The sequence below is a fragment of the Candidatus Pelagibacter communis genome (assembly GCF_001180105.1).
GTDB classification, from domain to species: Bacteria; Pseudomonadota; Alphaproteobacteria; order Pelagibacterales; family Pelagibacteraceae; genus Pelagibacter; species Pelagibacter ubique_K.
Genome location: NZ_CVSO01000002.1, coordinates 175153 through 200390 on the forward strand (window position 1 = coordinate 175153; position 25238 = coordinate 200390).

Consider the following 25238-nt stretch of genomic DNA (forward strand, 5'->3'; position numbering starts at 1 on the left):
TTAGAATATATAAATTATGTTTTACGATTTGGAAAATAAAAAACCAAAAAACTCTGGCGAAAATTGGGTAGCTCCTAATGCTGTTATTATTGGAGATGTAACTTTAGACAAGAATACAAGTGTTTGGTTTAATGCAACCTTAAGAGGTGACATTGAAAATATTCATATAGGTGAGGGCTCAAACGTTCAGGATGGTTGTGTGTTACATACTGATCCAGGTTGTCCTTTGAAAGTCGGAAAAGATGTAACCATTGGACATTTAGTAATGCTTCATGGATGCACAATCGGTGACAATAGTTTAATCGGAATTGGTGCAGTGATCCTTAACAAAGCAAAGATAGGAAAAAATTGTATTATAGGTGCGAAGGCTCTGATAACAGAAAATAAAGAAATACCTGATAACTCTTTAGTTGTTGGATCGCCAGGAAAAATTATTAGACAAGTAACAGAAGAAGAAAAAAAAGCAGTGTTTGAAAACACAAAACATTATCAAGATAATTGGAAAAAATATTCTAAATCAATTTTTTAAGGAACTAACCAAGTATCTTTTTTACTTTCCAAATCAAACTTTGCTCTTCGATGACCTTTAGCAGCAAGATATAACCACTCAATAGATTTTATTTTACACTGAATGACAGTGAAGTTTTTATAACCTTCTTCACTTTGCTCCTTTGTATAATCAAAATTATCTAATTCAGGTTTTAATCCAGATGTTGGAGCATCAGACTCTGTTCCTGGACCATTATCAACCAAATAACATTTACGGCTTATATGTTGAGTTTTTTCCCAAGAATTCTTTGTAATGTCGTTTTTATGATTAATAATACAGTTTACTTTAAGTCGAACCTGAATTTTTTCATCCTTATCATAAAATAAAAGAGCAGCGTTGGGATTATTTTTAAGTAATTCTATTTTATCTGATCTAATATCACTGTGAAATTGAACTAAGTTGTTTTGTTGATCTGATTTTCTTAAAACAACAATTCTTCCATCAATATCGTTATTATGACCACATATAAAAGTAGGAATTCTAAATTGAGAACTTCTATTCGTCACTGCATCATCTAGCATTGACCAGATTTTTTTCTTAATTTCTGTGAAGTCTTCATAGTACGCTGGCTGCATACTTTTACTTTCTAAATCTTTTTATTAAGCTTGAAGTATCCCATCTTTTGCCACCCATGTCTTGAACTTCAGCATAATACTTATCAATTATTTCTGTGATCGGTAATAGCGATCCATTATTCTTTGCCTCTTCCATTGCAATTTTAAGATCTTTTCTCATCCAATCTACAGCAAATCCAAAATCAAATTTATCTTCTAACATTGTTTTATATCGGTTCTCCATTTGCCAAGATTGTGCAGCACCTTTTGAAATAACTTCAATGACATCTTCCATGTTTAATCCTGCTTTTTGACCAAAGTTAATTGCTTCTGATAATCCTTGCACTAAACCTGCAATACAAATTTGATTAACCATCTTTGCTAATTGACCTGAACCTGATTTACCTAACAACTTTACTTTTTTGCTATAACAATCAATTTTATCTAATGCTTTATCAAAATCATCTTGATCTCCACCAACCATTACAGTTAAAGCACCGTTCTCGGCACCTGCTTGACCACCAGATACGGGCGCATCTAAAAAACCAAAACCATTTTTCTTTGCGTAAGAATAAATTTCTCTTGCTATTGTTGCTGAAGCAGTTGTGTTATCGATGTACACTGCTCCTTTTTTAATTGATTTGAATATTCCATTATCTCCAAATGTAACTTCTCTTAAATCATTATCGTTTCCTACACATGTAAAAACATAATCAGCGTCTTTTGCAGCATCTTTAGGTGTGTCAGCTTTTTTTCCTTTGAAATCTTTTAGCCATTTATCAGCTTTAGATCCTGTTCTATTATAAACAGTTACATTGTGCCCACCTTTTGATATATAACCAGCCATGGGATATCCCATTACACCAAGACCAATGAAAGCAACGTTACAAGACATAATTTAATGTTAAAAAATTTAAGTATTAAAGTAATTATATTTGGTTTTATATTTACATTTTTTTCAAGCTTTGGACAGAGTTTTTTTTTAGGATTGTTCAATGAAAGTATAAGAAATGAATTAAATATTACTCATGGACAATTTGGCTCAATTTATGCATCAGCAACTTTATTAAGTAGTATAATTTTAATTTGGGTTGGAAAGAAAATTGATGACTTTGATGTCTTAAAATTTTCTTTTTTTGTTATATCATTACTTGCAATTTCAACATTTACTTTCTCAAAGATTAATTCAGTAGCATTTCTTTTTGTTGCAATATTGTTAATGAGATTTTCTGGTCAAGGAATGATGTCTCACACTGCCTCTACAACAATATCTAGATACTTTACTAACACTCGGGGTAAAGCACTAAGTACTGGATGGTTTGGTTTATCTACTGCAGAATTTTTAATGCCAGTTACAATAATTTATGCTCTTACAATAATGGATTGGAGAAATATATGGATCATTATTTCAGTCGCCATAATTTTATTTCTTCCTTTAGTATCTTACTTTTTGGTTAAAGAGGTTAAACTTTCATCGAGAGAGGATGATAATGAAGTTATTAAACAAAATATAAAACAATGGAAAAGATCTGAAGTTATTAAAGATTATAGATTTATTATTATCGCTTTAAATATGTTAGCGATGCCCTGGATAGCAACAGGAATATTTGTCTATCAATCATTTATTTTGTCTGCAAAAAACTGGGGTGAATATACTATCGCTCAATCATTTATGGTTTATTCAATTGCATCTGTTTTAACTTTATTCGTAGCTGGATATTTGATTGATAAATTTACAAGTCGAAAACTACTTATATATATGAATATCCCTTTTTTGATTTCTTTATTTATTTTAATTTACTTTCAATCACCAGTTTCCTCATTTTTCTTTCTTGGATTAATAGGGGTATCAAATGGTTTTGCAAACGTTTTAGGTTCATCAACATGGGCTGAATTGTATGGAGTTAAATTTATAGGATCTATCAAAGCACTAACCACTGCATTAATGGTATTTTCAACAGCATTTGGAACTGCTTTATTTGGATTATTGATAGACTTTGATTTTACGATAGAGCAGATATCTATGATTTCTGGAGGCTATATTTTAATTTCTTTAATATTGCTGTTTTTAATTAAGGACAAACTTAATCCAACGATTTTGTAAAAACACCTTGATTTTGTAGACTTGAGAGTATAAATACTCCGCATGGCAAGAGTGACTGTAGAAGATTGTATCGATAAAGTAGACAGCCCTTATGAATTAGTTTTAGTTGCAAAGGAAAGAGCTACTCAATTAAATTCTGGAATTGAACCGAGTGTAGAAAAAGATAACGATAAAAATACCGTTATTGCACTAAGAGAAATTGCTAATGAAAATATTAAAACGAGTGAATTAACAGATAGCGCTGTTTACAAACTTAGAAAACATATCGAACAAGTAGATGATTTAAGCGAAGAAGATGAAGATATCGGAGATGATTTTGAAAATTTATACAAAGGTGAAATCTCAAAAAGTGGAGCTCCAATTTTACCATCTAAAAGAGCAAGAAAAGTACCTGAAAAAATTCAAGTTTCAAAAGAAGATTTAGCTGAATTACAAAATGCTGATGCACCTCAATCAAATGATGCTCCAGCAGAAGAGGGTGGAGAAGAAGAAAGTAACGAAGTTTCTTTAGATGAAATAGCTGAAAACGATCAGCAAGATGCTGATAACTCAGAAAATTCATAACAATAATATTTCAATAATAATCAAAATAAGTTATTTAATTAAACATTGTTTTAATGAATAAGTCTTTAAGAATTGCATGTGATGGAGAAGCTGCTAGTGGTAAAAGCACAGGTGCAAAATTAATTTCAAAAAAATATAAACTTTTTCTTATAAATTCTGGATTATTATATAGATATGCAAGCAAAATTATCATTAAGCATAAGCCAAAAAAAATAGTTCCTTTTTTAAAAAAGAAATTTAAAAATCTCTCATATAATAAAATAAAAAAGCAATCTTTACATTCACAGGAAATTAGTAACCATGTTGGTTATTTAGCTAAAAATAAAGGTGTTAGAGAAATAATGAAAATATTTCAAAAAAAAATTATCAAAAAAAATAAAAGAATATGTGTTGAAGGTAGAGACATTGCTAGCAGTATATTGAAAAAAAATCCCCGTTATGACTTAGCTTTTTACTTTACTTGTAATTTAAATGAAGCCTCCATTAGAAGATGGAAAGATTTAAAGAAGAAAGTTCCTCTCAAAGAGGTTAAAAAAAGCTTAATTATAAGAACTAGACTCGATAAAAAAAGAAAACATTCACCACTAAAAAAAATGAGAGATGCTATTTTAATCAGAACAGACAAACTAAATAAAAAAAAAGTGTTACTTAAAATGTCTCAGGAGATAGAAAAAATTAGTTACAAAACTCTTTAATAATTTTTTCTCTATGTTCATCTAAATCTGGAATATCGCCTCTTTTTTCCTCATCTTTATAGTTTGATATTTTTATTGGGTTGCCGGCGGTTTTAAATTCACCAATTTTTTTATGATATGAATTTACAATCATATTTCTTGCTTTGATTTGAGGATTTTCAACAGCTTGTTTTATATTAAAGATTGGACCACAAGGAATTTTTTCTTTTTCCATTAATGAGATCCAATCGTTTGTATTTCTAGATAAAAGTTCTTTTTCTAAAATTTTTTTAAGTTCATCCATATTTTGAGCTCTAGATGAATTTGTTTTAAATTTTTCATCTTGTACAATATTATCGATGTTCAAAACTTGGCAGAGTTTTTCAAAAAGTTTGTCGTTACCTGCGGCTATTATAATATGACTATCTTTTGTTTTAAAAGCTTCAAAAGGTGCTATTGATGGATGACGGGACCCCATTGGTTTAGGTATTTCATTCTTTGACAAGTATCTTGCAATCGCATTTTCTAAAATTGCAATTTGGCAATCAAGCATCGAAACATCTATATAAGTTCCTTTACCAGTTTTCTTTCTGTCATATAGTGCTGCATTAACACCTATCGCTGTAAACAAACCAGCAGTAATATCGCCAATTGATGTTCCAACTCTTGTAGGTTCAGAATTTGGTTGACCTGTTACACTCATTAATCCACCCATTCCTTGAACAACCATATCATACGCAGGTAATTCTCTTAAAGGACCTGTTTGACCAAATCCTGATGCAGAAGCATAGATTAACTTCGGATACTTTTTACATAAATCCTTCCAACCAAATCCCCATTTCTCCAACGTTCCAGGTTTAAAATTTTCAACTAACACATCTGCTTTTCTAAGTATTTGTTCAAAAATTTTTTTGTCTTCTGAATTTTTTAAATTTAGAGCTATACTTTCTTTTCCTCTATTAAGGGACATAAAGTATGCAGACTGATCATCAATAAAAGGTCCAAATTTTCTAGAGTCATCTCCAATTTCAGGCGCTTCAACTTTAATCACTCTAGCTCCGAGATCTGACAATATCATAGTACAATAAGGACCAACCAGCACTCTAGTTAGGTCTAAAACTAATATATCTTTTAAGGGTCCATTCATAATTAGCGTCAATTGTATTTTAAAGCATATTGACTCTTATCAAGAAGTTACATTTAATACATCAATAAAATAATAATAGAGAGGAATAATAATGTTTAAAAAAATATCTTTATATTTTCTTTCATTAGTTTTCGTAACTACAACTATTGGATCAGCTTTTGCAGTAACTTTAAAAGCTAGTCACCAATGGCCAGGTACGCCAAGAGCCGATGGATCTTACGACGTAAGACATGAAATGGTTCAAATTATTGCTGATGAAATGAAAAAAGCAAACGTGGGAGTAGACGTAAGAGTTTATCCTGCAAAATCACTTTACAAACCAAAAGAGCAATGGAAGCCGATGACAACTGGACAGTTAGATATTTCAGCTTTCCCATTAGCATATGCTGCTAAGTTTCACCCAGAGTTTGATATTACTTTGATGCCTGGAATGGTAAAAAACCATAAACACGCTTTAAGAGTAAACAAATCTCCGATGATGGATGAAATTAGAAAAATTATGGATGATGCTGGAGTAATAGTATTATCTGATGCATGGTTAGCAGGTGGATTTGCTTCAAAAACTAAATGTATTAGAAACCCATCAGACGCTCAAGGACAAGTTATGAGAGCAGCTGGAAAAGCATTTAACCAAATGTTAGCAGCAGCTGGTGCTGGTATTCAAAAAATGCCATCATCTGAAATTTATACTGGTCTTCAGACTGGAGTATTAACTGGTGCAAATACAAGTTCAGGAAGTTTTGTAAGTTACAAAATTTATGAACAAGTAAAATGTGCAACACCTCCAGGAAAATTTGGTTTATGGTTTATGTATGAGCCAATTTTGATGTCTAAGAAGAACTTCAACGCTTTAAATGAAAAACAACAAAAAGCTTTGATGAAAGCTGGAAAAAAAGCTGAGAAGTATATGACTAAACAAGCAGCAGGCTTAGATAAGACTTTTGAAAAAGCTTACAAAGCAGCTGGTGTTGAATTAGCGTATATGGATCAAGATGATTTCAACGCATGGTTAGAAATAGCTAAGAAATCTTCTTACAAAAATTTTGCAGATAAAGTACCAGGCGGTCAAAAACTGATCGATATGGCTTTAGCTGTTAAGTAAAATAATATATAAAGAACCCCTATTTATGAAAATAAGTAGGGGTTTTTTTTATGAAATCAAAATACCTCAAATTTTGTGATATTGTCTCGAAAGCTTGCGGAGCTTTTGCAGTTATATCTCTAGCATTTGCAATATTAATAATAGTTGAACTAGTATTTGAAAGATATTTTTTCCAAAGAGCAATAACTTGGCAAAATGAATTAGTGACTATGCTTCTCGTAGCATCTACATTTATAGGAAGCGCATACGTTTTAAGTGAAAAGGCCCATGTAAGCATGGAATGGGTCTATGATTTTTTATCTAAAAAAAATATTATTAGATTAAAAATATTTACATCTCTTTTAAGTTTATTATTTTTTATTTTATTGTTCTATTTTGGTTATTTGATAACCGCAGAAGCATTTATCAAAAATTACACCACTGGAAGCATATGGGATCCACCACTCTGGATACCTTACTCATCAATGTTAATTGGGGCAACTTTAATGATACTCCAATACATTGCCGAAATAATTAAGTTGTTAGACGAAAGGGATTTAGATTAATGGATCCTTTAATAATAGCATTAATAGTTGCCGTATTTACCTTAATTGTTTTATTTTCGGGAATACCAATCGCATTTGGATTAAGTTTTGTTTCAGTTGTACTTCTAGTTTCATTTGAAGGCTTTCAAATGCTTGATGTCTTTGCTGAAACCTTTTATGCAGGTTTAAATTCTTTTGTATTACTTTCAATACCAATGTTTATTCTTATGGGAATGGCCGTTGCAAACTCACCAGCAGGAAAAGATTTATACACTGGTCTTGACAGATGGCTTTGGAGAGTACCAGGTGGATTAGTCATTTCAAATATTGGAGCGTGTTCAATCTTTGCTGCTTTAAGTGGATCAAGTCCTGCAACATGTGCAGCAATAGGAACTATGGGAATTCCAGAGATGAGACAGAGGGGATATTCTGACCAAATTGCTACAGGAACAATTGCAGCCGGTGGAACTTTAGGAGTTTTGATTCCTCCAAGTATCGTTTTAATTGTATACGGTATGGCTACTGGAACCTCAATTGGAAGATTATTTTTATGCGGTTTGATACCCGGTTTTATGTTAGCTGGATTATTTGCTCTTTGGGCATTAATTCACAGTTACTTTATTGATAAAGATTCAGCTAAAGCTTTAAGACAAAGAACACCACCAACATTAAAAGAAAAGCTAGAAGTACTTCCAAGAGTACTACCTTTTTTACTTATTATTGCTGGAGTTTTATATGTTTTATATGGAGGAGTTGCTACTCCATCGGAAGCATCTGGAGTAGGGGCTTTCTTAGTTTTTGTTCTTATTGCTGTTGTTTATAAAATTTATCAGCCAAAAAGAATATGGAATATTATTAAAGTATCAATGAAAGAAAGTGTGATGATAATGTTTATTATTGCAGCGTCATATTTTTTTTCATTCACATTATCACAGTTATATGTAACTCAATCTTTAGCCCAAAGCATGATAGAGATTAGTGCAAATAAGTGGGTAATATTTTTCTTAATTAATATCTTTTTACTTGTTGCTGGTTTCTTTTTACCTCCAGTGGCTGTAATAGTAATGACTTCAGCTATACTTTTACCTGTAATAACAACCTTAGGATTTGATCCGTATTGGTTTGCAATAGTATTCACAATTAATATGGAAATTGGTTTAATTACACCTCCAGTTGGATTAAACCTATACATTATTAAGGGTATAACGCCCGATGTAAGCTTATCTAAAATTTTAAGGGGATCTATACCATTTATGTTTATGATGGTTTTGGCAATTATAATTTTATGTATTTTCCCTGAAATTGTAACTTGGTTACCTGACAAATTAATGGGCAAACCTCTTGGATACTAATAAAAAAAAAATTAACAGAAAAATATCAGTAGCACCGATGATGGACTGTACTGATAGACATGACCGTTATTTCTTAAGATTAATCAGTAAAAATGTGATGCTTTATTCAGAAATGGTAGCAACTAAATCAGCAATTCATGGTGATAGGAAAAGAATACTCGGTTTTAGAGAGGAAGAAAAACCTGTCGCTCTTCAAGTGGGAGGCTCAGATAAAAATGAATTAGCAGAGGTTGCTAAACTAGCTGAACAATTTGGTTATGATGAAATAAATATTAACTTGGGTTGTCCGAGCAAAAAAGTGCAAAAAAATTCATTTGGAGCGTGCTTAATGAAAGAACCTGATCTAGTTGCAGAATGTATTAGTAACATGGTCAATTCATGTAAAATACCCGTTACAGCTAAAACTCGGATAGGAGTTGATGAAATTGAGGACTTCGAATATTTAAATAGCTTCGTTAACAAAATAAAACAATCAGGATGCAAAACAATCATACTCCATGCAAGAAAGGCTTTATTAAAAGGTCTTACTCCTAAACAAAATTTAAATATACCAAAACTTAATTATGAAATGGTATACGAAATTAAAAAAGCAAATCCAGATCTTGAGATAATAATTAATGGAGGAATCTCACAAACTGAGCAAATTAAAAAACATTTAGAACACTGTGATGGTGTGATGATTGGAAGAGCAATTTATCAAAATCCTTACTTTTTGACAGACATAGAGAAAGAAATACTTAATACAAATGAAGTACCATCAAGAGAACAGATAGCAAAACAGATTATTAGTTATTTAGAAGAAGAAGTAAAGCTTGGTACAAAAGTAAATCATATAATGAGACACACGGTCGGACTATACCACGGTCAACCAGGTTCTAAAGATTGGAAAAGATATTTAAGTGACAATATGATGGCTAGAGACTCAGATTTTCAAAAAGCAAAACACATAATGACTATCGTGCAAAACAATGAGAAAGCAAATCAATTAAATTCCTAATGGAAAATTTAAATATCAATGAAATTTTTTATCTTTTAACTGTTTTAGCTATTGCTGCAGCAGTAGCAGGATTTATGGCTGGTTTACTTGGAGTAGGTGGGGGTATAATTATGGTTCCTGCTCTTTATTACGCATTTACAGTTTTAGAATTTGATCTTGTAACAAGAATGCACTTAGCTGTTGGTACATCTTTAGCAATAATAATTCCGACCTCAATTATATCTACGTTAACACACAGAGAACATGATGCAGTTGATTTTAAAATGGTAAAATCTTTTGGAATTTTTATTTTAATTGGAGTTTTTTTTGGAACTTTCTTAGCAGTTAATTTGAAAACTCCTGCACTTGTATTATTTTTTTCTATATTTGCCTTTATGGTTGGACTTTTTTTTATTTTTTTGAGAGAAAAATTGGTTGATAACCCAAAACAAATATCAAACTTAATAAAAAATATTTCTGGTATATTGATTGGGTTTATTTCTATTCCTTTAGGGATTGGAGGTGGATCATTAATGGTTCCTTTCATGAGAACATTTGGTTACGATATTAGGAAATCAATTGGAACAGCTGCAGCAGTAGGTTTCCTTATCGCTGTTACTGGAACAGTTACAATGATCACTGGTGGAAAAATTATTAATAATGTCAACACACCGTTCAGTTTGGGGTATATAAATTTACTTGGCTTCATTGTGTTTGTCCCAGTTACTATGATAATGGCTAGGTTAGGTGCAAAAGCAGTCTACAAAATCGATAAAAAAATCCTGAGCAAAATATTTGGAACTTTTTTAATTTTGGTATCAATTAGATCATTTTTAGAATATTTAAGTATCAATTAAATTAAAATTGTGGACCAAATTTTTTTCAACCAATATATATTTTTCATTTTATTGATGATAGCTGCAGCTATCCCTGTTGGTTTTTTTGCAGGATTATTTGGTATTGGTGGTGGATTAATTTCGGTACCATTTCTTTTCTTTATTTTCGAAACTTTTGGAATAGATAAAGATTATCTAATGCATCTTACTGTTGGGACTGCATTTACAATAACAATATTAACCTCATTTTCATCAGTTCTGGCTCACAGAAAACATGGTGCTGTTGATTTAAGTATAATAAAAACTTTTGGAATATTTGTTATTTTTGGCGTGGTAACAGGAACTATTATTGCTTCTATGATGAATACTAAGTCATTAGTTCTTTTCTTTTCAATCATGGTCTATTTTTTAGGTGCTTATCTACTCCTAGCAAAAAATAAAAGTAAAAAAGTTTATCCTTCATTTAATTTGCTGCCTCGTCTTTCATTTGGGTTTGTCTCTGGCTTAATTTCAGCTCCAATGGGGATTACTGGAGCAATGATCAATGTCCCTGTATTAAGATATTTTGGCTACTCAATAAATAGAGCAATAGGGAGCGCTGCAGCAATTGGATTTATAATTTCATTGTTTGGTGCAATTGGTTTTTTTTTATCAGGATTATACAAAAGTGTTGATATTCCCCTCAGCATTGGTTTTGTAAATATTCCAGCCTTTCTAATATTCGTCCCTATCACAACATTAATGGCTAGAATAGGGGCTAATACGGTGCATAAGCTTGAGAGGGCGAAAGTCCAAGTACTTTTTGGAATTTTTTTGTATGTAGTTGCTACAATATTTCTCTACCGATACTTTAATATTTAATGGTGATAATTCAAAAACTTATCTTGAACTTAAGTATAATATATTTAAAGTTTTAATTGATGATTACTAAATTAAAAAACTTTCTACTAAACTTTGAAGCTCTTGCCTCCCTTTTGTTAAGATTTGGTATCGGAATTGCTTTTATCATTCACGGTTATGCTAAATTCCCTTTGCCACCAGCGGGTTTAGTTGAATACTTTGGTTTACCTCCAGCACTTGCATCATTTGTTGCATTAAGTGAACTTTTGTCTGGAGTTATTTTAATTATAAGTGGTTTTTTAAAAAATCCTATAGGTGATACGCTTACAAGATTTGCTGGACTTGTAATTGTAATAATTATGACAAATATTTTTATAATTGCCCATTCAGATTGGTTTATCACACAAAAATTATTTACCAGTGAGCAAATTTTTCTTTTTATTGGTGGCTTTTATTTTTTGATTAAAGGAAATAAAGTTTAAAGCTATATCTTTTGATCGTACTCACCAATCTTTCCAGTTTTTTGAAGTAGATCGTCTATAAATCTGAAGATATCAATTTTAATTTTATCTGATACAGGACTTTCTGTGACAACAACAAGTGAAGGTTTATTCGAAGATGCTCTTACAAGACCCCAAGATCCATCAGCAAGAGTAAATCTTACACCATTGACTGTTAGAATATCAGTAATTTCTTGATTGCATATTTTTTGTTTATCAGTTTGAAGATTTTTTATTTTAGAAATAATTTCATCTATTACTTTATATTTTTCTTCATCTTTACAAAAAGGTCCCATAGTTGGGCTTTGAAAAGTTTTAGGTAAATCATTTATTAAAGTACCTAACTTTTTATTTTGATTATCTATTAAATGACAAATTTGAATTGCAGAATTAATTCCATCATCAAAACCAAATCCTAAAGGTTTATTAAAAAAAAAGTGACCACTTTTTTCAAATCCAGCAATCGCATTATCTTCTTTTACTTTTCTCTTAATATATGAATGCCCTGTTTTCCAATATAAAGTTTTACAATTATTTTTTTTTAAAATTTCATCATTGCTAAATAATCCTGTAGATTTTACATCTACAATGAATTTATTATTAGGATGTAATTCTGAAATATTTCTAGCAATTAATAAACCAATTTTGTCTGCAAATATTTCATTTCCTTTATTATCTATAACTCCAACTCTATCTCCATCACCGTCAAATCCAAAACCAACATCTGCATTGTTTTCTTTTACGCATTTTGAAATTTCATGTAACATTTTCATATCTTCCGGATTTGGATTATATCTTGGAAAACTATAGTCCAAATTACAGTCAAGCTCTATTACTTCACATCCAATGTTTCTAAGTATCTCAGGCGCGAAAATTCCTGCAGTTCCATTTCCGCAAGCAGCAACAATTTTTAATTTTTTCTTAATTTTATTTTTTGATAATTCTTCAATATATACTTTATTAAAATTTTTTACTTTTTCATATTTACCTGAACCTTGTTTAAAAGTTTCATTCATTACAATCGATTTAAGTTCAGACATTTCATCTTTACAATGAGTTAAACCTTTCTCAATTCCCATCTTTATACCTGTCCAACCATTTTCGTTGTGGCTCGCAGTTATCATTGCTACTGCATTAGATTTTATTTTAAATTGTGAAAAATAAACCGTAGGTGATAAACATAGACCTATATCTTTTACATTGCAGCCAGTTGATAAAAGTCCTTTTATAAAATTACTTTTAACTTCTTCGCTATAGGATCTGTAGTCGTTTCCTACAATTACAGTTGGATTCTCTTCAGAGTTAATAACTTGGGTCCCGAAACCTTTTCCTACTGCCTCGATTCCCTTTGAGTTGATGCTTTTTGGGTATAACCACCTTGCGTCATATTCCCTAAATCCGAATGGGTCGATTTTTTTTTCCACTTCCATGTTGATATATGTACATTTTTTTGATTTTTTTATTGAACTATTTTTTTAATGTTCTATAAATGTTCTGTTGATTTTTAATTTATATAGTGTATTTAAGAAATCTGCACACAACATATAGTTGTTTTACTAATAAATAGTGTTAAAAAGGGAGTATAATGAACAAAGTCTTGTCTCAGGCAATAAAGAAAGCTGTCTCTGAATTTAAACCTCAGGTTGATCAGAAGACTAAGGCTAAAGGCCCAGATTTATTCTCTTTAAACAACAACACAGAGCTATTTCAAAACTCTAGAGGTATCACAATAAAGATTGATAGAAGTAGAGATGAAAATCTAACAGATTTCGGAAAAGCAACACTTAGCGACAGATATTTAGGAGAGAATGAATCTTTCCAAGACTTGTTTGCAAGAGTAGCAAGTCATTATGCTGATGATAATTTACACGCACAAAGACTATACAATTATATTAGTAATCTTTGGTTCATGCCTGCAACACCAGTTCTGTCTAACGGGGGAACTACGAGAGGTTTACCAATATCATGTTTCTTAAATGAAGCGAGTGATAGTTTAAATGGTATCTTGGGTCTCTGGAGTGAAAATGTTTGGTTAGCTGCTAGAGGTGGTGGTATTGGAAGTTACTGGGGCAATCTAAGATCTATTGGTGAAAAAATTGGAAGAGTTGGAAAAACTTCTGGAATAATTCCTTTTATAAAAGTTATGGACTCTTTAACAATGGCAATCAGTCAAGGCTCGTTAAGAAGAGGATCTGCTGCTTGTTATTTACCTATTGACCATCCAGAGATTGAAGAATTTATTGAAATGAGAAGACCTACTGGTGGAGATCCAAATAGAAAAGCTCTTAACCTGCATCATGGTGTTCTTGTTTCAGATGCTTTCATGAGAGCAGTTGAACTTGATGAACAATGGGCACTTAAGAGTCCAAAAAATGGAGCTGTACAATCAACTGTTTCAGCTAGAAATTTATGGATCAGATTATTAACTGCAAGAGTTGAAACTGGAGAGCCATATATCATTTTTATTGATACAGTTAATAGACAGATACCCCAACATCATAAATTAGCTGGCTTAACAGTAAAGACTTCTAATTTGTGTAGTGAGATTACTCTTCCAACAGGCATTGATAAAGAGGGTAGAGATAGAACGGCTGTTTGTTGTTTGTCTTCACTAAATATTGAAAAATATGATGAGTGGAAAGATGATGAAAATTTTGTCGATGATGTAATGAGATTTTTGGATAATGTCTTAACTGACTTCATTAATAACGCTCCAGAAGAATTTAGTGATGCAACATATTCAGCTGCAAAAGAAAGAAGTGTTGGTTTAGGTGTTATGGGACTTCATTCATATTACCAGAAAAAAATGATACCTCTTGAGTCAGTGATGAGCAAAGTTTGGAACAAAAAGATTTTTGAAAATATTCAAATGAAAGTTGATAAATCATCAAAAGATTTAGCTGAAGAAAGAGGAGCATGTCCCGATGCAGCTGAATATGGTTTTAAAGAAAGATTTTCAAACAAAACTGCAATTGCTCCAACTGCTTCCATTTCAATTATTTGTGGAGGTACGTCTCCAGGAGTTGAGCCGATTGCAGCAAATAGTTATACCCACAAAACTCTTTCAGGATCTTTCAATGTCAGAAATAAATACTTGAGAAAACTATTAGAAAAACACGGAAAGGATACAGATGAAACCTGGTCAACAATTACGACTAACCAAGGTTCTGTGTCTCATTTAGATTTTTTAACTCAAGAAGAAAAAGATGTTTTTAAAACGGCTTTTGAATTAGATCAAAGATGGCTTGTTGACTTAAGTGCGGACAGAACACCACACATTTCGCAAGCACAATCTATTAATTTATTTTTACCTGCTGATGTTCACAAAAGAGATCTTCATCAAATTCATTTCCAAGCTTGGAAAAAAGGATTGAAGAGTCTTTATTATTGCAGGTCTAAATCAATACAAAGAGCAGAAAATGTTAATGATGCAAAATCAACTGATGTTACTGCGAATGTTTATAAATCAAATCAACAAGAAACCGACGAAAACAAATACGAGGAGTGTCTATCATGTCAGTAGTAAAAAAAGAGGAAAAAGGAAAAATCATTCAACCAAAAAAAATGGGACTATTAGTAGAAAATCCTGTTTATAAACCATTCAGATATCCGTGGTGTTATGATGCTTGGCTAACACAACAAAGAATACATTGGTTGCCAGAAGAAGTGCCATTAGGAGATGATGTAAGAGATTGGCAGAAAAATTTATCAGAACCAGAGAAAAATTTAGTAACACAAATCTTTAGATTTTTTACTCAAGCAGATGTTGAAGTAAATAACTGTTATTTAAGACACTACACAACAGTATTTAAACCAACAGAAGTTTTAATGATGATGACGGCTTTTGCTGCAATGGAAACAGTGCACGTAGCTGCTTATTCACATCTATTAGATACAATAGGTATGCCTGAGTCAGAATATTCAGCTTTCATGAAGTATAAAGAAATGAAAGATAAGTACGATTACATGCAGGGTTTTAATGTTAATTCAAAAGAAGATATTGCAAAAACAGTTGCTGTGTTTAGTGCTTTTACGGAAGGACTACAATTATTTGCAAGTTTTGCAATTTTATTAAACTTTCCAAGACACAATAAACTTAAGGGTATGGGACAGATAGTTACTTGGTCAGTAAGAGATGAAACTCTTCACTGTAATTCAATGATCAGAATTTTCAAAGAGTTCATAAAAGAAAATCCTGAAATCTGGACACCGAAACTTAAAAAAGAAATTTATGATGCATGTAGAACAATTGTAGAGCATGAGGATGCATTTATAGATTTAGCTTTTGAAATGGGACCAATGAAAGGTCTAACAGCTCAGGAAGTTAAAGATTATATTAGGTTTATCGGAAACAGAAGATTAGTTCAATTAGGTCTTGAGCCAATTTATGATGTAGAGAAAAATCCTCTTACTTGGCTTGATACTATGTTGAATGCTGTTGAGCACATGAACTTCTTTGAAGGAAGAGCTACAGAGTATTCAAAAGCATCTACACAAGGAAATTGGACAGAAGCCTTTTCGTAATCTAGATAATAATATATTTAAATTATCTTTGGTTAATTGGTACAACTTTTCGATAGCTACTACCTATGTAGCTAGCTAAAGGTCTTATCAGTTTATTTGCTGCATGCTGTTCAAGAATATGTGCAGACCATCCAGTAATTCTAGAAATTACAAAAATTGGCGTGAAGAAGTCAGTGTCAAATCCCATTAAATGATAAGTTGGTCCAGTAGGATAATCTACATTAGGATGAATATTTTTTCTTTCAATCATCACTTTTTCAACAATGTCATAAATTTTTTCAAACTTTTTATCTTTTTTTACTTTTGCAACTTTGGAAAAATATTCTCTCATGGTTGGCACTCTAGAGTCTCCACTTTTGTAAACCCTATGACCAAAGCCCATTACAACAGCCTTTTGATCTAGGGCGTTATTAATCCAATTTAATGCATTTTCAGGTTTTTTTATTTTATTCATCATATGCATCACTTCCTCATTTGCACCACCATGCAATGGTCCTTTTAAACTTGCAATAGCACCAGTAATTGCACCATGAATATCTGACAAGCTGCTTGTGATTGTTCTTGCAGTAAATGTAGAAACATTAAAACTATGTTCAGCATATAATATCAGCGATACATCAAACGCTTTTACTATTTCTTTTTCAGGAACTTTTCCAAAACACATATAAAAAAAGTTTTCTGAGAAAGATAAATTACTTTTTGGTTTAATAATTTTTTTTCCTTTTCTAATTCTATAGAAAGCTGCTAAAGCAACAGGTGTTTTTGCGAAAATCCTCATTACTTTTCTCAAGTTTGCTTCAGGAGAATTATCTTTAGTTTCTTTATCTTCTAATCCCATTATGCTTACCGCTGTTCTAGCCACATCCATAGGATGTGATTTTTTAGGAAAATTCTTAATACTTTCTAATAATATCTTTGATAAGTTTCGCTCTTTTCTCTCAACTTTTTCAAAATTTTTTAACTGTTTTTCTGAGGGTAACTCTCCATTTAGAATAAGATATGCGACTTCTTCAAACTTACATTTTGCACAAAGGTCTTGTGCAGCATACCCTCTATAAGTAAGAGAATTTATTTCAGGCATTACCTTTGAAACTTCCGTTTCATCAACTACAATTCCAAGTAAACCTTTTTTAATATCTTCAGTCATTAATCGTGTCCATCTGTGCTGAAATTATAAATTTTTTTATCAAGAGCATTGTATTTTTCATAATCTACCAAGTCATACAATCTACTTCTAGTTTGCATTTTATCAACAAGGTTTTTTTGATGTCCCTCTTTAAAAATTACTTTCAAACCTTCTTCCACACTTTTCATTGCCAATCTTTGAGTTGTTACTGGATAAATAACAATATTATAGCCCAAATTTTCTAATTCTTTATAATCTAAAAGATCTGATTTTCCAAACTCTGTCATGTTTGCAAGTAAATAAGAACTTAGACTTTTCCTTACTTTTTCAAATTCGGCTTTATCCTTCAAAGCTTCAGGGAAAACTATTTCAGCACCTGCGTCGATATATGCTTTACATCTTTCAATCATTTTATCAATTCCCTCTACACTTTTTGCATCAGATCTAGCAATTATCTTAAAATTTTTGTCTTTCCTAGCTTTTACACATTCTTGAATTTTTTTTACCATTTTTTTTGTAGAAATAAGTTCTTTGTTATCAAGGTGACCACATCTTTTTCTTTCAACTTGGTCTTCTATATGTACCGCTGTCACACCAAATTTTTCGAAAGTTTTAATAGTTTTTTTGCAAGACTTAAAACCCGTATCAATATCTACAATTGTAGGTAAGCTTGTAACTCTTGCTATTTGTTTTGATCTATTACTTACATCTTCAAGTGTGGTAAGGCCTATATCTGGGTAACCGAGGTCATTAGACATAACACCACCCGAAACATAAACAGCATCATAGCCAATTTCTTCAATTACTTTAGCAGTTAATGGATTGTATGCACCAGGAACTCTTAAAATTTTTCCACTTTTTAATTTATCAACAAAATCTTTTCTTTTTTCTTTTATTTTTTTTTTAATAAAGTGCATTAAAAAATACCAATTTTTTTATTTTTTTTAATATTTCTACTATTAATTTCAATATTTAATTTGTGTAACTGATTTGACTTTAACTTTCTTAAGTTTTGTATATCTCTAAGAAATCTATCCGACTCTTTTTTGGGTATAATATCTTTTGTAAGTGTTAAAAACTTTTTAATATAATTAGCTCTTTTAAATGGCCTTAAGCCATAAGGATGAGCGTCTGCTACACCTTGTTCTTCAACAATTTTTTTATTATTTTTTAATGTGACTATTACTTTAGCCCCAAAAGCTTTATTTTTTGGGTTTGGATCATGATAACGTTTAGTCCATTTTTTATCCTCATGAGTTTTAATAGATCTCCATATCTTAATAGTACTTTTCTTTCTTGCTCTTGATTTGCTATATGATTTCACGTGATGCCAATCAGCATCCTCTAAAGCAACAGCAAATATATACATTATTGAGTGATCTAAAGTTTCTCTACTTGCATTAGGATCCATTTTTTGTGGATCATTTGCCCCTGTTCCAATTACATAATGAGTATGATGGCTTGTATATATATCTATTTTTTTTATTTCATTTAAATTGTCTATTTTTCTATTTAATTTTTTTGCAAGGTCTATAAGCGCTTGCGCTTGATATTCTGCTGAATATTCTTTTGTGTAAGTTTCAAGAATAGCTTTTTTTTCCTGACTTTTTTTCGGAAGAGGAACTTTATATAATGCTTTTTTTCCATCGAGTATTCTTGCAATCACACTATCTTCACCTTCATAAATCGGACTTGGCGCTCCTTCACCTCTCATTGCCCTATCTACCGCTTCTATCCCAAGTTTTCCAGCATGCGCAGGAGCAAAAGCTTTCCAACTAGAAATTTCTCCTTTTCTAGATTGTCTTGTTGAGACAGTTACATGCAATGCTTGTTGAACAGCTTGATATATGGTTTCTGTTTTTAAATTAAGCATTGTCCCTAAACCTGCTGCAACACTCGGACCTAAATGAGCGATATGATCTACTTTATGTTTATGAAGACAGATACCTTTTACAAGATTTACTTGTACCTCGTAAGCAGTAATTATTCCCTTAATAAGGTTTAAACCTGAGACTTTCTTTTGTTGCGCAACAGCCATTAATGCAGGAATATTATCTCCTGGATGACTATAGTCTGCTGCTAAAAAAGTATCGTGAAAATCTAATTCTCTTACAGCAGTTCCATTGGACCAGGCAGCCCATTCACAGTCAAATTTCTTTTTTGAATTAATTCCGAATAAAGTAGCACCATTACTTCTTGAATGTTTCATTGCCATTTCTCTTGAGGTAATTACAGCTTTTCTATTTAATGAAGCTATAGCAACAGATGCGTTATCAATCATTCTGTTAATGACCATATCAACAGAATCTTTATTTAGTTTAGCATTATCACTTGCAATTTCTGCAATTTTCCATGCAAGTTGATTTTTTTTACTTAGTTTATCTTTAGATGCGAAAACTTTTACTTTATGTATTTTCAATTTATTCCTTTTTTGAGTTTAGTACTTCATTTATGTTAAGTATTCAAATATTTTGAAACTATTTTCTCAATACCTTGAAAGTTGGTTACCAAGTGATCATGAGGTATTTCATTTACTTTTTTATCAGTATATCCGTCCTCGAGCAATATAAATGGTAAGTTTGCAGAATTAGCTGCAGCGGAATCTGTTTCACTATCACCAATCATTAAAGATTTTTTTATATCTCCTTGAAGAATTTCAATTACAGAGGTCAAATGTCTAGGATCAGGTTTACAATAATCAAAAGTATTACTACCAGCAACATATTCAAAATAGTCAAAAATTTTTATTTTTTTTAACAAGTCAATTGCCAAATGTTCTTGTTTATTAGTACAAACTGCTAAAGAAATATCATTTTGTTTTGACCATTTTAAAAATTCAATCACACCATCAATAATCTTACTTTCATTAACAATATTCTTTCCATAGTAATCTATAAAATCCTTTACCATTTCATCTTTAATTTTTTTATCTGATATTTTCCCAAACTCTTTTTTAGCCGTTCCCCAAATAGATCTTCCAATTAAAGCACCAGCGCCTTTACCAACGAGGTTTCTAATTTCCTCTGTTGTCTTTGTCTCGTAACCAAATTTTTTCATTACAAAATTGTGAGCATTCATTAGATCAGGAGCTGTATCTACTATGGTTCCATCTAAATCTACTAAAACTGTGAATTTTTGACTCATTTTTTAAAAGTATTATTAAGAAATATTTTGTGAATTCTTTATCATAAATACTTATCTATAAGAAAAAATCAATGAAACAAACTGATATTCAAAATAAATTTAGACAAAAATTTTTAAATCAGGGTGTAAAAATGACTGCACCTGAGACTGTTTTTTTTTCAAATGATACAAAAATTGGAAAAAATGTAACAATCGAACCATACGTTGTTTTTGGATCGAAGGTAAAAATTAAAAACAATGTTAAGATATTAGCCTTTTCACACCTAGAGGGTGTAAGTGTTGATAATAATGTTTCTATTGGTCCGTATGCACGTTTAAGACCTGGAACTATTTTGGAAGAGGGTGCAAAAGTTGGTAACTTTGTTGAAATTAAAAAATCCCGATTAAAAAAGAATTCAAAAGCAAATCACCTTACTTATATTGGAGATGCAACAGTAGGTAAAAAATCTAATATTGGAGCAGGAACAATCACTTGTAATTATGATGGAGTTAGAAAAAGCAAAACAATAATTGAAGATGGAGCCTTTATAGGTTCAAACACATCACTAGTTGCTCCAGTTAAAATTGGAAAAAAAGCTATTGTTGGAGCTAGCTCAGTAATCACTCAGAATGTCAAAAATGGTTCTTTAGCTCTGACGAGGGCAAAGCAAACTGAAATAAAAAACTATAAAAGAAAAAAATAAATCATGTGCGGAATAATCGGAATAACAAGCAACAAATTAGTTTCTTCACCAATTATAAATTCTTTAAAAAAATTAGAATATAGAGGTTACGATTCTGCAGGAATAGCAACGATTGACTCTGGTTATATAAAAGAAGTTAAATGTGAAGGTAGAGTTGAAAGTTTGGAGGAAGCTGTTTCAAAATCAAAGTTAACAGGAAATGTTGGTATTGGACATGTAAGATGGGCAACTCACGGTATCCCTAACACAATTAATGCTCACCCACATTCATCAGAAAATGTATCTGTGGTCCATAATGGAATAATTGAAAATTCAACATTATTAAAAAAGTTTTTAATAAATAAAGGACATAAGTTTAAGTCCCAAACAGATACTGAAGTAATTGTTCATCTTATTACTGAATACTTAAAAAAAGATAATCTTAAAGATGCAATTATTAAAGTTTTAAAAAAACTTCATGGAAGTTTCGCCTTAGGAATTATCTTTAAAGATAATCCTAATTTAATAGTTGGTGCAAGAAGAGGCTCACCTTTAGCTGTAGGTTATGGCCCAGGTGAAAACTATCTGGGATCAGACTCTTATGCTTTAAAATCTATGACAAACAAAATTTCATATCTCAACGACGGTGAATTTTGCATTATAAAAAAAGATAATGTTGAATTTTTTAACAAGGGTGGAAAAAAAATAAATAAAAAAATACTACATCTATCTTCAGATGAACAAAATTATGAAAAGGGTGATTATAAACATTTCATGGCAAAAGAAATTGATGAACAACCAAATACTATTAAAAATTGTGTAAACGAGTACATAGACAAAATAAATAAAGATATAAATATTTTTAATTTTCCATTTAAAGAAAAAGAAATAAAATCTATTACTTTGATAGGTTGTGGTACAGCTTATCATTCATGTCTTATTGCAAAATATTGGTTTGAGCAATTAACTTCATTTGATGTAAGTATCGATATTGCTTCAGAATTTCGTTACAGAAAAAATAAATTTAAGAAAGACTGTCTTTATGTTTTTGTTTCTCAGTCTGGTGAAACAGCTGATACATATGCGGCCTTAGATCTTTGTAATAAAAATAAAATGAAAACTTGTTCTGTTGTAAATGTAATTGAAAGCTCAATAGCAAGAGACTCCAAATTTGTTTTACCAATTCACTGTGGACCAGAAATCGGTGTTGCATCAACTAAAGCTTTCTTAGGACAAATGCTTGTTCTTTATATACTTTGCTTAAAATTAGCTCAAAAAAGAAAAGATATTAGTAAAAAAGATTATTTAAAAAAGATTAAAAACTTATTAAATCTTGCAGAACTAGTTAAACATTCTTTAGCAACTGAAAACAAAATTCAATCAATATGCAGTTCATTTATTGACGCAAAAGGCTCAATGTTTTTAGGAAGAGGTTATTCGTTTCCTGTAGCATTAGAAGGGGCGCTTAAGTTAAAAGAATTAGCATACGTACATGCCGAAGGTTATCCTGCTGGTGAAATGAAGCATGGACCACTTGCACTCATCGAAGATGGTATGCCAGTTGTGGTAATTGCCCCAAGAGATCAACATTATAAAAAAACTATTTCAAATATGCAGGAAGTTATAGCAAGAGGAGCAAAAGTTTTGCTTATTACAAATAAAAGTAAAGATGAGATTTATTCTGAAAATATCTGGGAGACTATTGAAGTTGAAAACACCGAAGATGATTTGTTTCCATTTTTAGTAACAATTCCATTACAAAAGCTTGCGTATTATTCTGCACTTAAAAAAGGTTACGATATTGATAAACCTAGAAACTTGGCTAAATCAGTAACAGTAGAATAATAAAAATAACTATTCTCTTTTGTCATAATTTCGTTATATATTCATCTTAAGGTTGAATTATGAAAAATTGGAAACCAAACAGTTGGAGAAAATATCCTGTCAAACATGTTCCTTCTTATGAAAATGAAAAGGAACTTAATCAGGTATTGAGTAAAATCAAATCTTTTCCTCCACTAGTTTTTGCTGGTGAGACAAGACATCTTAAAGATCAACTTTCACAAGTTGTTGATGGAAAAGCTTTTCTTTTACAAGGAGGAGACTGCGCAGAAAGTTTTGCTGAGTTTAACCCTGACAACATAAGAGATACATTTAAAGTAATTCTTCAAATGTCATTGGTACTTACGTACTCAGCTTCGCTTCCAATTATAAAACTTGGAAGGATAGCTGGACAGTTTGCAAAACCTAGAAGTGCTCCAACTGAAAAACAAGGTGATAAAGAATTACCAAGTTACTTAGGTGACAATGTTAATGGAATTGATTTTACCGAAAAATCTAGGAGACATGATCCTAAGAGATTATTCAAAGCATACTCTCAATCTGCTTCAACGTTGAATCTTTTAAGAGCATTTTCTAATGGGGGTTTTGCTGATTTAAAAAATGTACACTTATGGAATTTAGGTTACATTAAAAAAAGTCCTCAAGCCAAAAAATTTAAAGAGCTTGAAGACAAAATTGCAGACGCATTAGCATTCATGGATGCATGTGGAATAAATTCAGATTTCAATAGAAGATTAAAAACAGTAAATTTTTGGACTTCACATGAAGCTTTACATTTACCATTTGAAGAAAGCATGGCAAGAATAGACTCAACAACAGGCGAGTGTCACGCAACTTCAGCACACTTTGTCTGGATTGGTGATAGAACAAGACAACTCGATGGCGGACATGTTGAATTCTGTAAAGGTATTGAAAATCCGATTGGTATTAAATGTGGACCAACATCTAAACCAGAAGAGATTGCAAAAATTTGTGAAGCAATTAACCCAAAAAATGAAAAGGGAAAAATTACTTTAATTTCTAGATTTGGTCACGATCAAGTTGAAAAGTTTCTACCGAAATTGATAAGACGAATTAAAAAAGAAGGTTTAAATGTAATTTGGTCATGTGATCCAATGCATGGAAATACAATTAAATCTACAACTGGTTTTAAAACTAGACCATTTAATAAAGTATTAAATGAAGTTAAAAATGTTTTTGCAGTACATCAAAGCGAAAGTTCTTACGCTGGTGGATTACATATAGAAATGACTGGTCAGAATGTGACAGAATGTACAGGTGGCGCAAAAAATATATCTGAACAAGATTTATCAAGTAGATATCACACTCATTGTGACCCTAGATTGAATGCAGATCAAGCTTTAGAATTGGCTTTCTTAATCTCAGACGAGATAAAAAAGAATTCCAACTATGCAAGAAATGCAATTAAAGCGGCATCTTAGACATTTAAAAATTAAAATTTTGTCTTATATTTGAATCATGGAACCTTCTAAAAAAGTAATATTTATCAAAGATTGGATTTTGAATTACGTAAATTCAATGCCAGTGAAGGCTAGATCATTAGTTATTGGTATATCAGGAGGAATTGATTCTTCAGTTTCAAGCACACTCAGTGCCATGACTGGATTAAGGACAATTGTATTATCGATGCCAATAAAACAAAATGGCTCACAACATGATTTAAGCTTAAGGCACCAAGAATGGTTAAAGAAAAATTTTAAGAATGTTGAAGGACATACAGTTGAACTAGACAGTTTATTTAAAACATTCGAAAGCACTCTGAAAGATTTTAGCAGCGAACATGGTATGGCTAATTCAAGAGCAAGATTAAGAATGTCAACACTTTATCAAGTTGCAGCAGCTAACAACGGAATAGTTGTTGGAACAGGAAATAAAGTTGAAGACTTTGGTGTTGGTTTTTATACAAAATATGGTGATGGTGGAGTTGATATATCTCCGATAGCCGATTGTAATAAAACTGAAGTATGGGAACTTGGAAGAGAACTTAAAATACTTGATGACATTATTAATGCAGCTCCAACAGATGGACTTTGGGATGATGGAAGAACTGACGAAGGTCAGTTAGGATTGTCATACAAAGAAATAGAAGAAGCCATGGATAACGAAAATTCAAAAAATCGAGATAAATATATTCAAATCAGAAAAGCAAATTTGCATAAAATGGAGCCAATTCCAATATGCAAGATTCCTAATTAA

General features: G+C 31.3%; 25 protein-coding genes. 17 read left to right on the forward strand and 8 right to left on the reverse strand.

Annotated elements, in window-relative coordinates; all coding sequences use genetic code 11:
- Positions 1–16: 16 nt before the first annotated feature.
- Positions 17–529: a gamma carbonic anhydrase family protein gene (locus AMN84_RS00960; protein WP_075482567.1), complete on the forward strand. Its 513-nt coding sequence runs from the start codon at positions 17–19 to the stop codon at positions 527–529.
- Here the strand turns inward: AMN84_RS00960 and AMN84_RS00965 are convergent.
- Together AMN84_RS00965 and AMN84_RS00970 are read right to left on the reverse strand one after the other, a co-directional pair.
- Entirely contained in the window at positions 526–1125 is a 600-nt protein-coding gene (locus AMN84_RS00965) for a PNPOx family protein (RefSeq protein ID WP_075482569.1), read from the reverse strand. The two genes, AMN84_RS00960 and AMN84_RS00965, sit on opposite strands and share 4 nt — an antisense overlap.
- A gap of 4 nt (positions 1126–1129) precedes the next feature.
- Positions 1130–1999: an NAD(P)-dependent oxidoreductase gene (locus AMN84_RS00970; RefSeq protein WP_075482571.1), complete on the reverse strand. Its 870-nt coding sequence runs from the start codon at positions 1997–1999 to the stop codon at positions 1130–1132.
- Between the two features lie 6 nt (positions 2000–2005).
- On the opposite strand from AMN84_RS00970, the gene AMN84_RS00975 reads away from it, so the two are divergent.
- Genes AMN84_RS00975 through AMN84_RS00985 form a run of 3 tightly spaced genes read left to right on the forward strand, consistent with a single transcriptional unit; the run spans position 2006 to position 4467 of the window.
- Complete coding sequence (locus tag AMN84_RS00975) at positions 2006–3208, forward strand: MFS transporter (protein ID WP_075482573.1); 1203 nt, start codon at positions 2006–2008, stop codon at positions 3206–3208.
- A 42-nt stretch (positions 3209–3250) separates the two neighbouring features.
- Positions 3251–3772, forward strand: coding sequence for a DNA-directed RNA polymerase subunit omega (gene rpoZ / locus AMN84_RS05160; protein WP_075482575.1), 522 nt, complete (start codon positions 3251–3253; stop codon positions 3770–3772).
- Between the two features lie 53 nt (positions 3773–3825).
- Positions 3826–4467 (forward strand): (d)CMP kinase, encoded by a 642-nt coding sequence (locus AMN84_RS00985; protein WP_075482576.1) that lies wholly within the window; start codon positions 3826–3828, stop codon positions 4465–4467.
- Here the strand turns inward: AMN84_RS00985 and AMN84_RS00990 are convergent.
- A complete protein-coding gene (locus AMN84_RS00990) occupies positions 4448–5593 on the reverse strand; it encodes a CaiB/BaiF CoA transferase family protein (RefSeq protein ID WP_102133248.1) in 1146 nt (381 codons plus the stop codon). The two genes, AMN84_RS00985 and AMN84_RS00990, sit on opposite strands and share 20 nt — an antisense overlap.
- Positions 5594–5684: 91 nt before the next feature.
- Here AMN84_RS00990 and dctP point away from each other — a divergent pair, with 91 nt between their 5' ends.
- From dctP to AMN84_RS01025, 7 genes are read left to right on the forward strand one after another with little or no spacing between them, the layout of a single operon-like run.
- Positions 5685–6695 carry a TRAP transporter substrate-binding protein DctP gene (gene dctP / locus AMN84_RS00995; RefSeq protein WP_075482577.1) on the forward strand — a complete coding sequence of 337 codons (1011 nt, stop codon included), beginning with the start codon at positions 5685–5687 and terminating at the stop codon, positions 6693–6695.
- A 50-nt stretch (positions 6696–6745) separates the two neighbouring features.
- Positions 6746–7240, forward strand: a complete 495-nt coding sequence (locus AMN84_RS01000; RefSeq protein ID WP_075482579.1) for a TRAP transporter small permease — start codon at positions 6746–6748, stop codon at positions 7238–7240.
- Positions 7240–8571 (forward strand): TRAP transporter large permease, encoded by a 1332-nt coding sequence (locus AMN84_RS01005; RefSeq protein WP_075482581.1) that lies wholly within the window; start codon positions 7240–7242, stop codon positions 8569–8571. The genes AMN84_RS01000 and AMN84_RS01005 overlap by 1 nt, the downstream gene beginning before the upstream one ends.
- Positions 8561–9568 (forward strand): tRNA dihydrouridine(20/20a) synthase DusA, encoded by a 1008-nt coding sequence (gene dusA / locus AMN84_RS01010; RefSeq protein WP_256998135.1) that lies wholly within the window; start codon positions 8561–8563, stop codon positions 9566–9568. The genes AMN84_RS01005 and dusA overlap by 11 nt, the downstream gene beginning before the upstream one ends.
- Entirely contained in the window at positions 9568–10404 is an 837-nt protein-coding gene (locus AMN84_RS01015) for a sulfite exporter TauE/SafE family protein (protein ID WP_075482583.1), read from the forward strand. The genes dusA and AMN84_RS01015 overlap by 1 nt, the downstream gene beginning before the upstream one ends.
- Positions 10405–10458: 54 nt before the next feature.
- Positions 10459–11244: a sulfite exporter TauE/SafE family protein gene (locus tag AMN84_RS01020; protein ID WP_075482585.1), complete on the forward strand. Its 786-nt coding sequence runs from the start codon at positions 10459–10461 to the stop codon at positions 11242–11244.
- A 59-nt stretch (positions 11245–11303) separates the two neighbouring features.
- Complete coding sequence (locus tag AMN84_RS01025; RefSeq protein WP_075482587.1) at positions 11304–11705, forward strand: DoxX family protein; 402 nt, start codon at positions 11304–11306, stop codon at positions 11703–11705.
- A gap of 2 nt (positions 11706–11707) precedes the next feature.
- Here AMN84_RS01025 and AMN84_RS01030 read toward each other — a convergent pair whose 3' ends face one another.
- A complete protein-coding gene (locus tag AMN84_RS01030) occupies positions 11708–13153 on the reverse strand; it encodes a phosphomannomutase/phosphoglucomutase (RefSeq protein ID WP_075482589.1) in 1446 nt (481 codons plus the stop codon).
- 155 nt (positions 13154–13308) lie between these two features.
- Here AMN84_RS01030 and AMN84_RS01035 point away from each other — a divergent pair, with 155 nt between their 5' ends.
- Positions 13309–15246 carry a ribonucleoside-diphosphate reductase subunit alpha gene (locus AMN84_RS01035; protein ID WP_075482591.1) on the forward strand — a complete coding sequence of 646 codons (1938 nt, stop codon included), beginning with the start codon at positions 13309–13311 and terminating at the stop codon, positions 15244–15246.
- Positions 15237–16247: a ribonucleotide-diphosphate reductase subunit beta gene (locus AMN84_RS01040; protein WP_075482593.1), complete on the forward strand. Its 1011-nt coding sequence runs from the start codon at positions 15237–15239 to the stop codon at positions 16245–16247. The genes AMN84_RS01035 and AMN84_RS01040 overlap by 10 nt, the downstream gene beginning before the upstream one ends.
- Positions 16248–16269: 22 nt before the next feature.
- Here AMN84_RS01040 and AMN84_RS01045 read toward each other — a convergent pair whose 3' ends face one another.
- The 4 genes from AMN84_RS01045 to AMN84_RS01060 are packed head-to-tail and all read right to left on the reverse strand — an operon-like array spanning position 16270 to position 20517.
- Positions 16270–17394, reverse strand: coding sequence for a bifunctional 2-methylcitrate synthase/citrate synthase (locus tag AMN84_RS01045; RefSeq protein ID WP_075482595.1), 1125 nt, complete (start codon positions 17392–17394; stop codon positions 16270–16272).
- Positions 17394–18290, reverse strand: a complete 897-nt coding sequence (gene prpB, locus AMN84_RS01050) for a methylisocitrate lyase (RefSeq protein ID WP_075482597.1) — start codon at positions 18288–18290, stop codon at positions 17394–17396. Before prpB ends, AMN84_RS01045 begins: the two co-directional genes overlap by 1 nt.
- Positions 18290–19792, reverse strand: a complete 1503-nt coding sequence (locus AMN84_RS01055; RefSeq protein WP_075482599.1) for an MmgE/PrpD family protein — start codon at positions 19790–19792, stop codon at positions 18290–18292. Before AMN84_RS01055 ends, prpB begins: the two co-directional genes overlap by 1 nt.
- Before the next feature lie 35 nt (positions 19793–19827).
- Positions 19828–20517, reverse strand: a complete 690-nt coding sequence (locus tag AMN84_RS01060) for an HAD hydrolase-like protein (RefSeq protein ID WP_075482601.1) — start codon at positions 20515–20517, stop codon at positions 19828–19830.
- Between the two features lie 71 nt (positions 20518–20588).
- Here AMN84_RS01060 and AMN84_RS01065 point away from each other — a divergent pair, with 71 nt between their 5' ends.
- Genes AMN84_RS01065 through nadE form a run of 4 tightly spaced genes read left to right on the forward strand, consistent with a single transcriptional unit; the run spans position 20589 to position 25238 of the window.
- The gene (locus tag AMN84_RS01065; RefSeq protein ID WP_075482603.1) at positions 20589–21200 is read left to right on the forward strand and encodes a DapH/DapD/GlmU-related protein; all 612 of its coding nucleotides are present in this window, start codon (positions 20589–20591) and stop codon (positions 21198–21200) included.
- A 3-nt stretch (positions 21201–21203) separates the two neighbouring features.
- A complete protein-coding gene (gene glmS / locus AMN84_RS01070; protein ID WP_075482605.1) occupies positions 21204–23024 on the forward strand; it encodes a glutamine--fructose-6-phosphate transaminase (isomerizing) in 1821 nt (606 codons plus the stop codon).
- Positions 23025–23083: 59 nt separating this feature from the next.
- A complete protein-coding gene (locus tag AMN84_RS01075) occupies positions 23084–24463 on the forward strand; it encodes a class II 3-deoxy-7-phosphoheptulonate synthase (RefSeq protein WP_075482607.1) in 1380 nt (459 codons plus the stop codon).
- A 37-nt stretch (positions 24464–24500) separates the two neighbouring features.
- Entirely contained in the window at positions 24501–25238 is a 738-nt protein-coding gene (gene nadE / locus AMN84_RS01080) for an NAD(+) synthase (protein ID WP_075482609.1), read from the forward strand.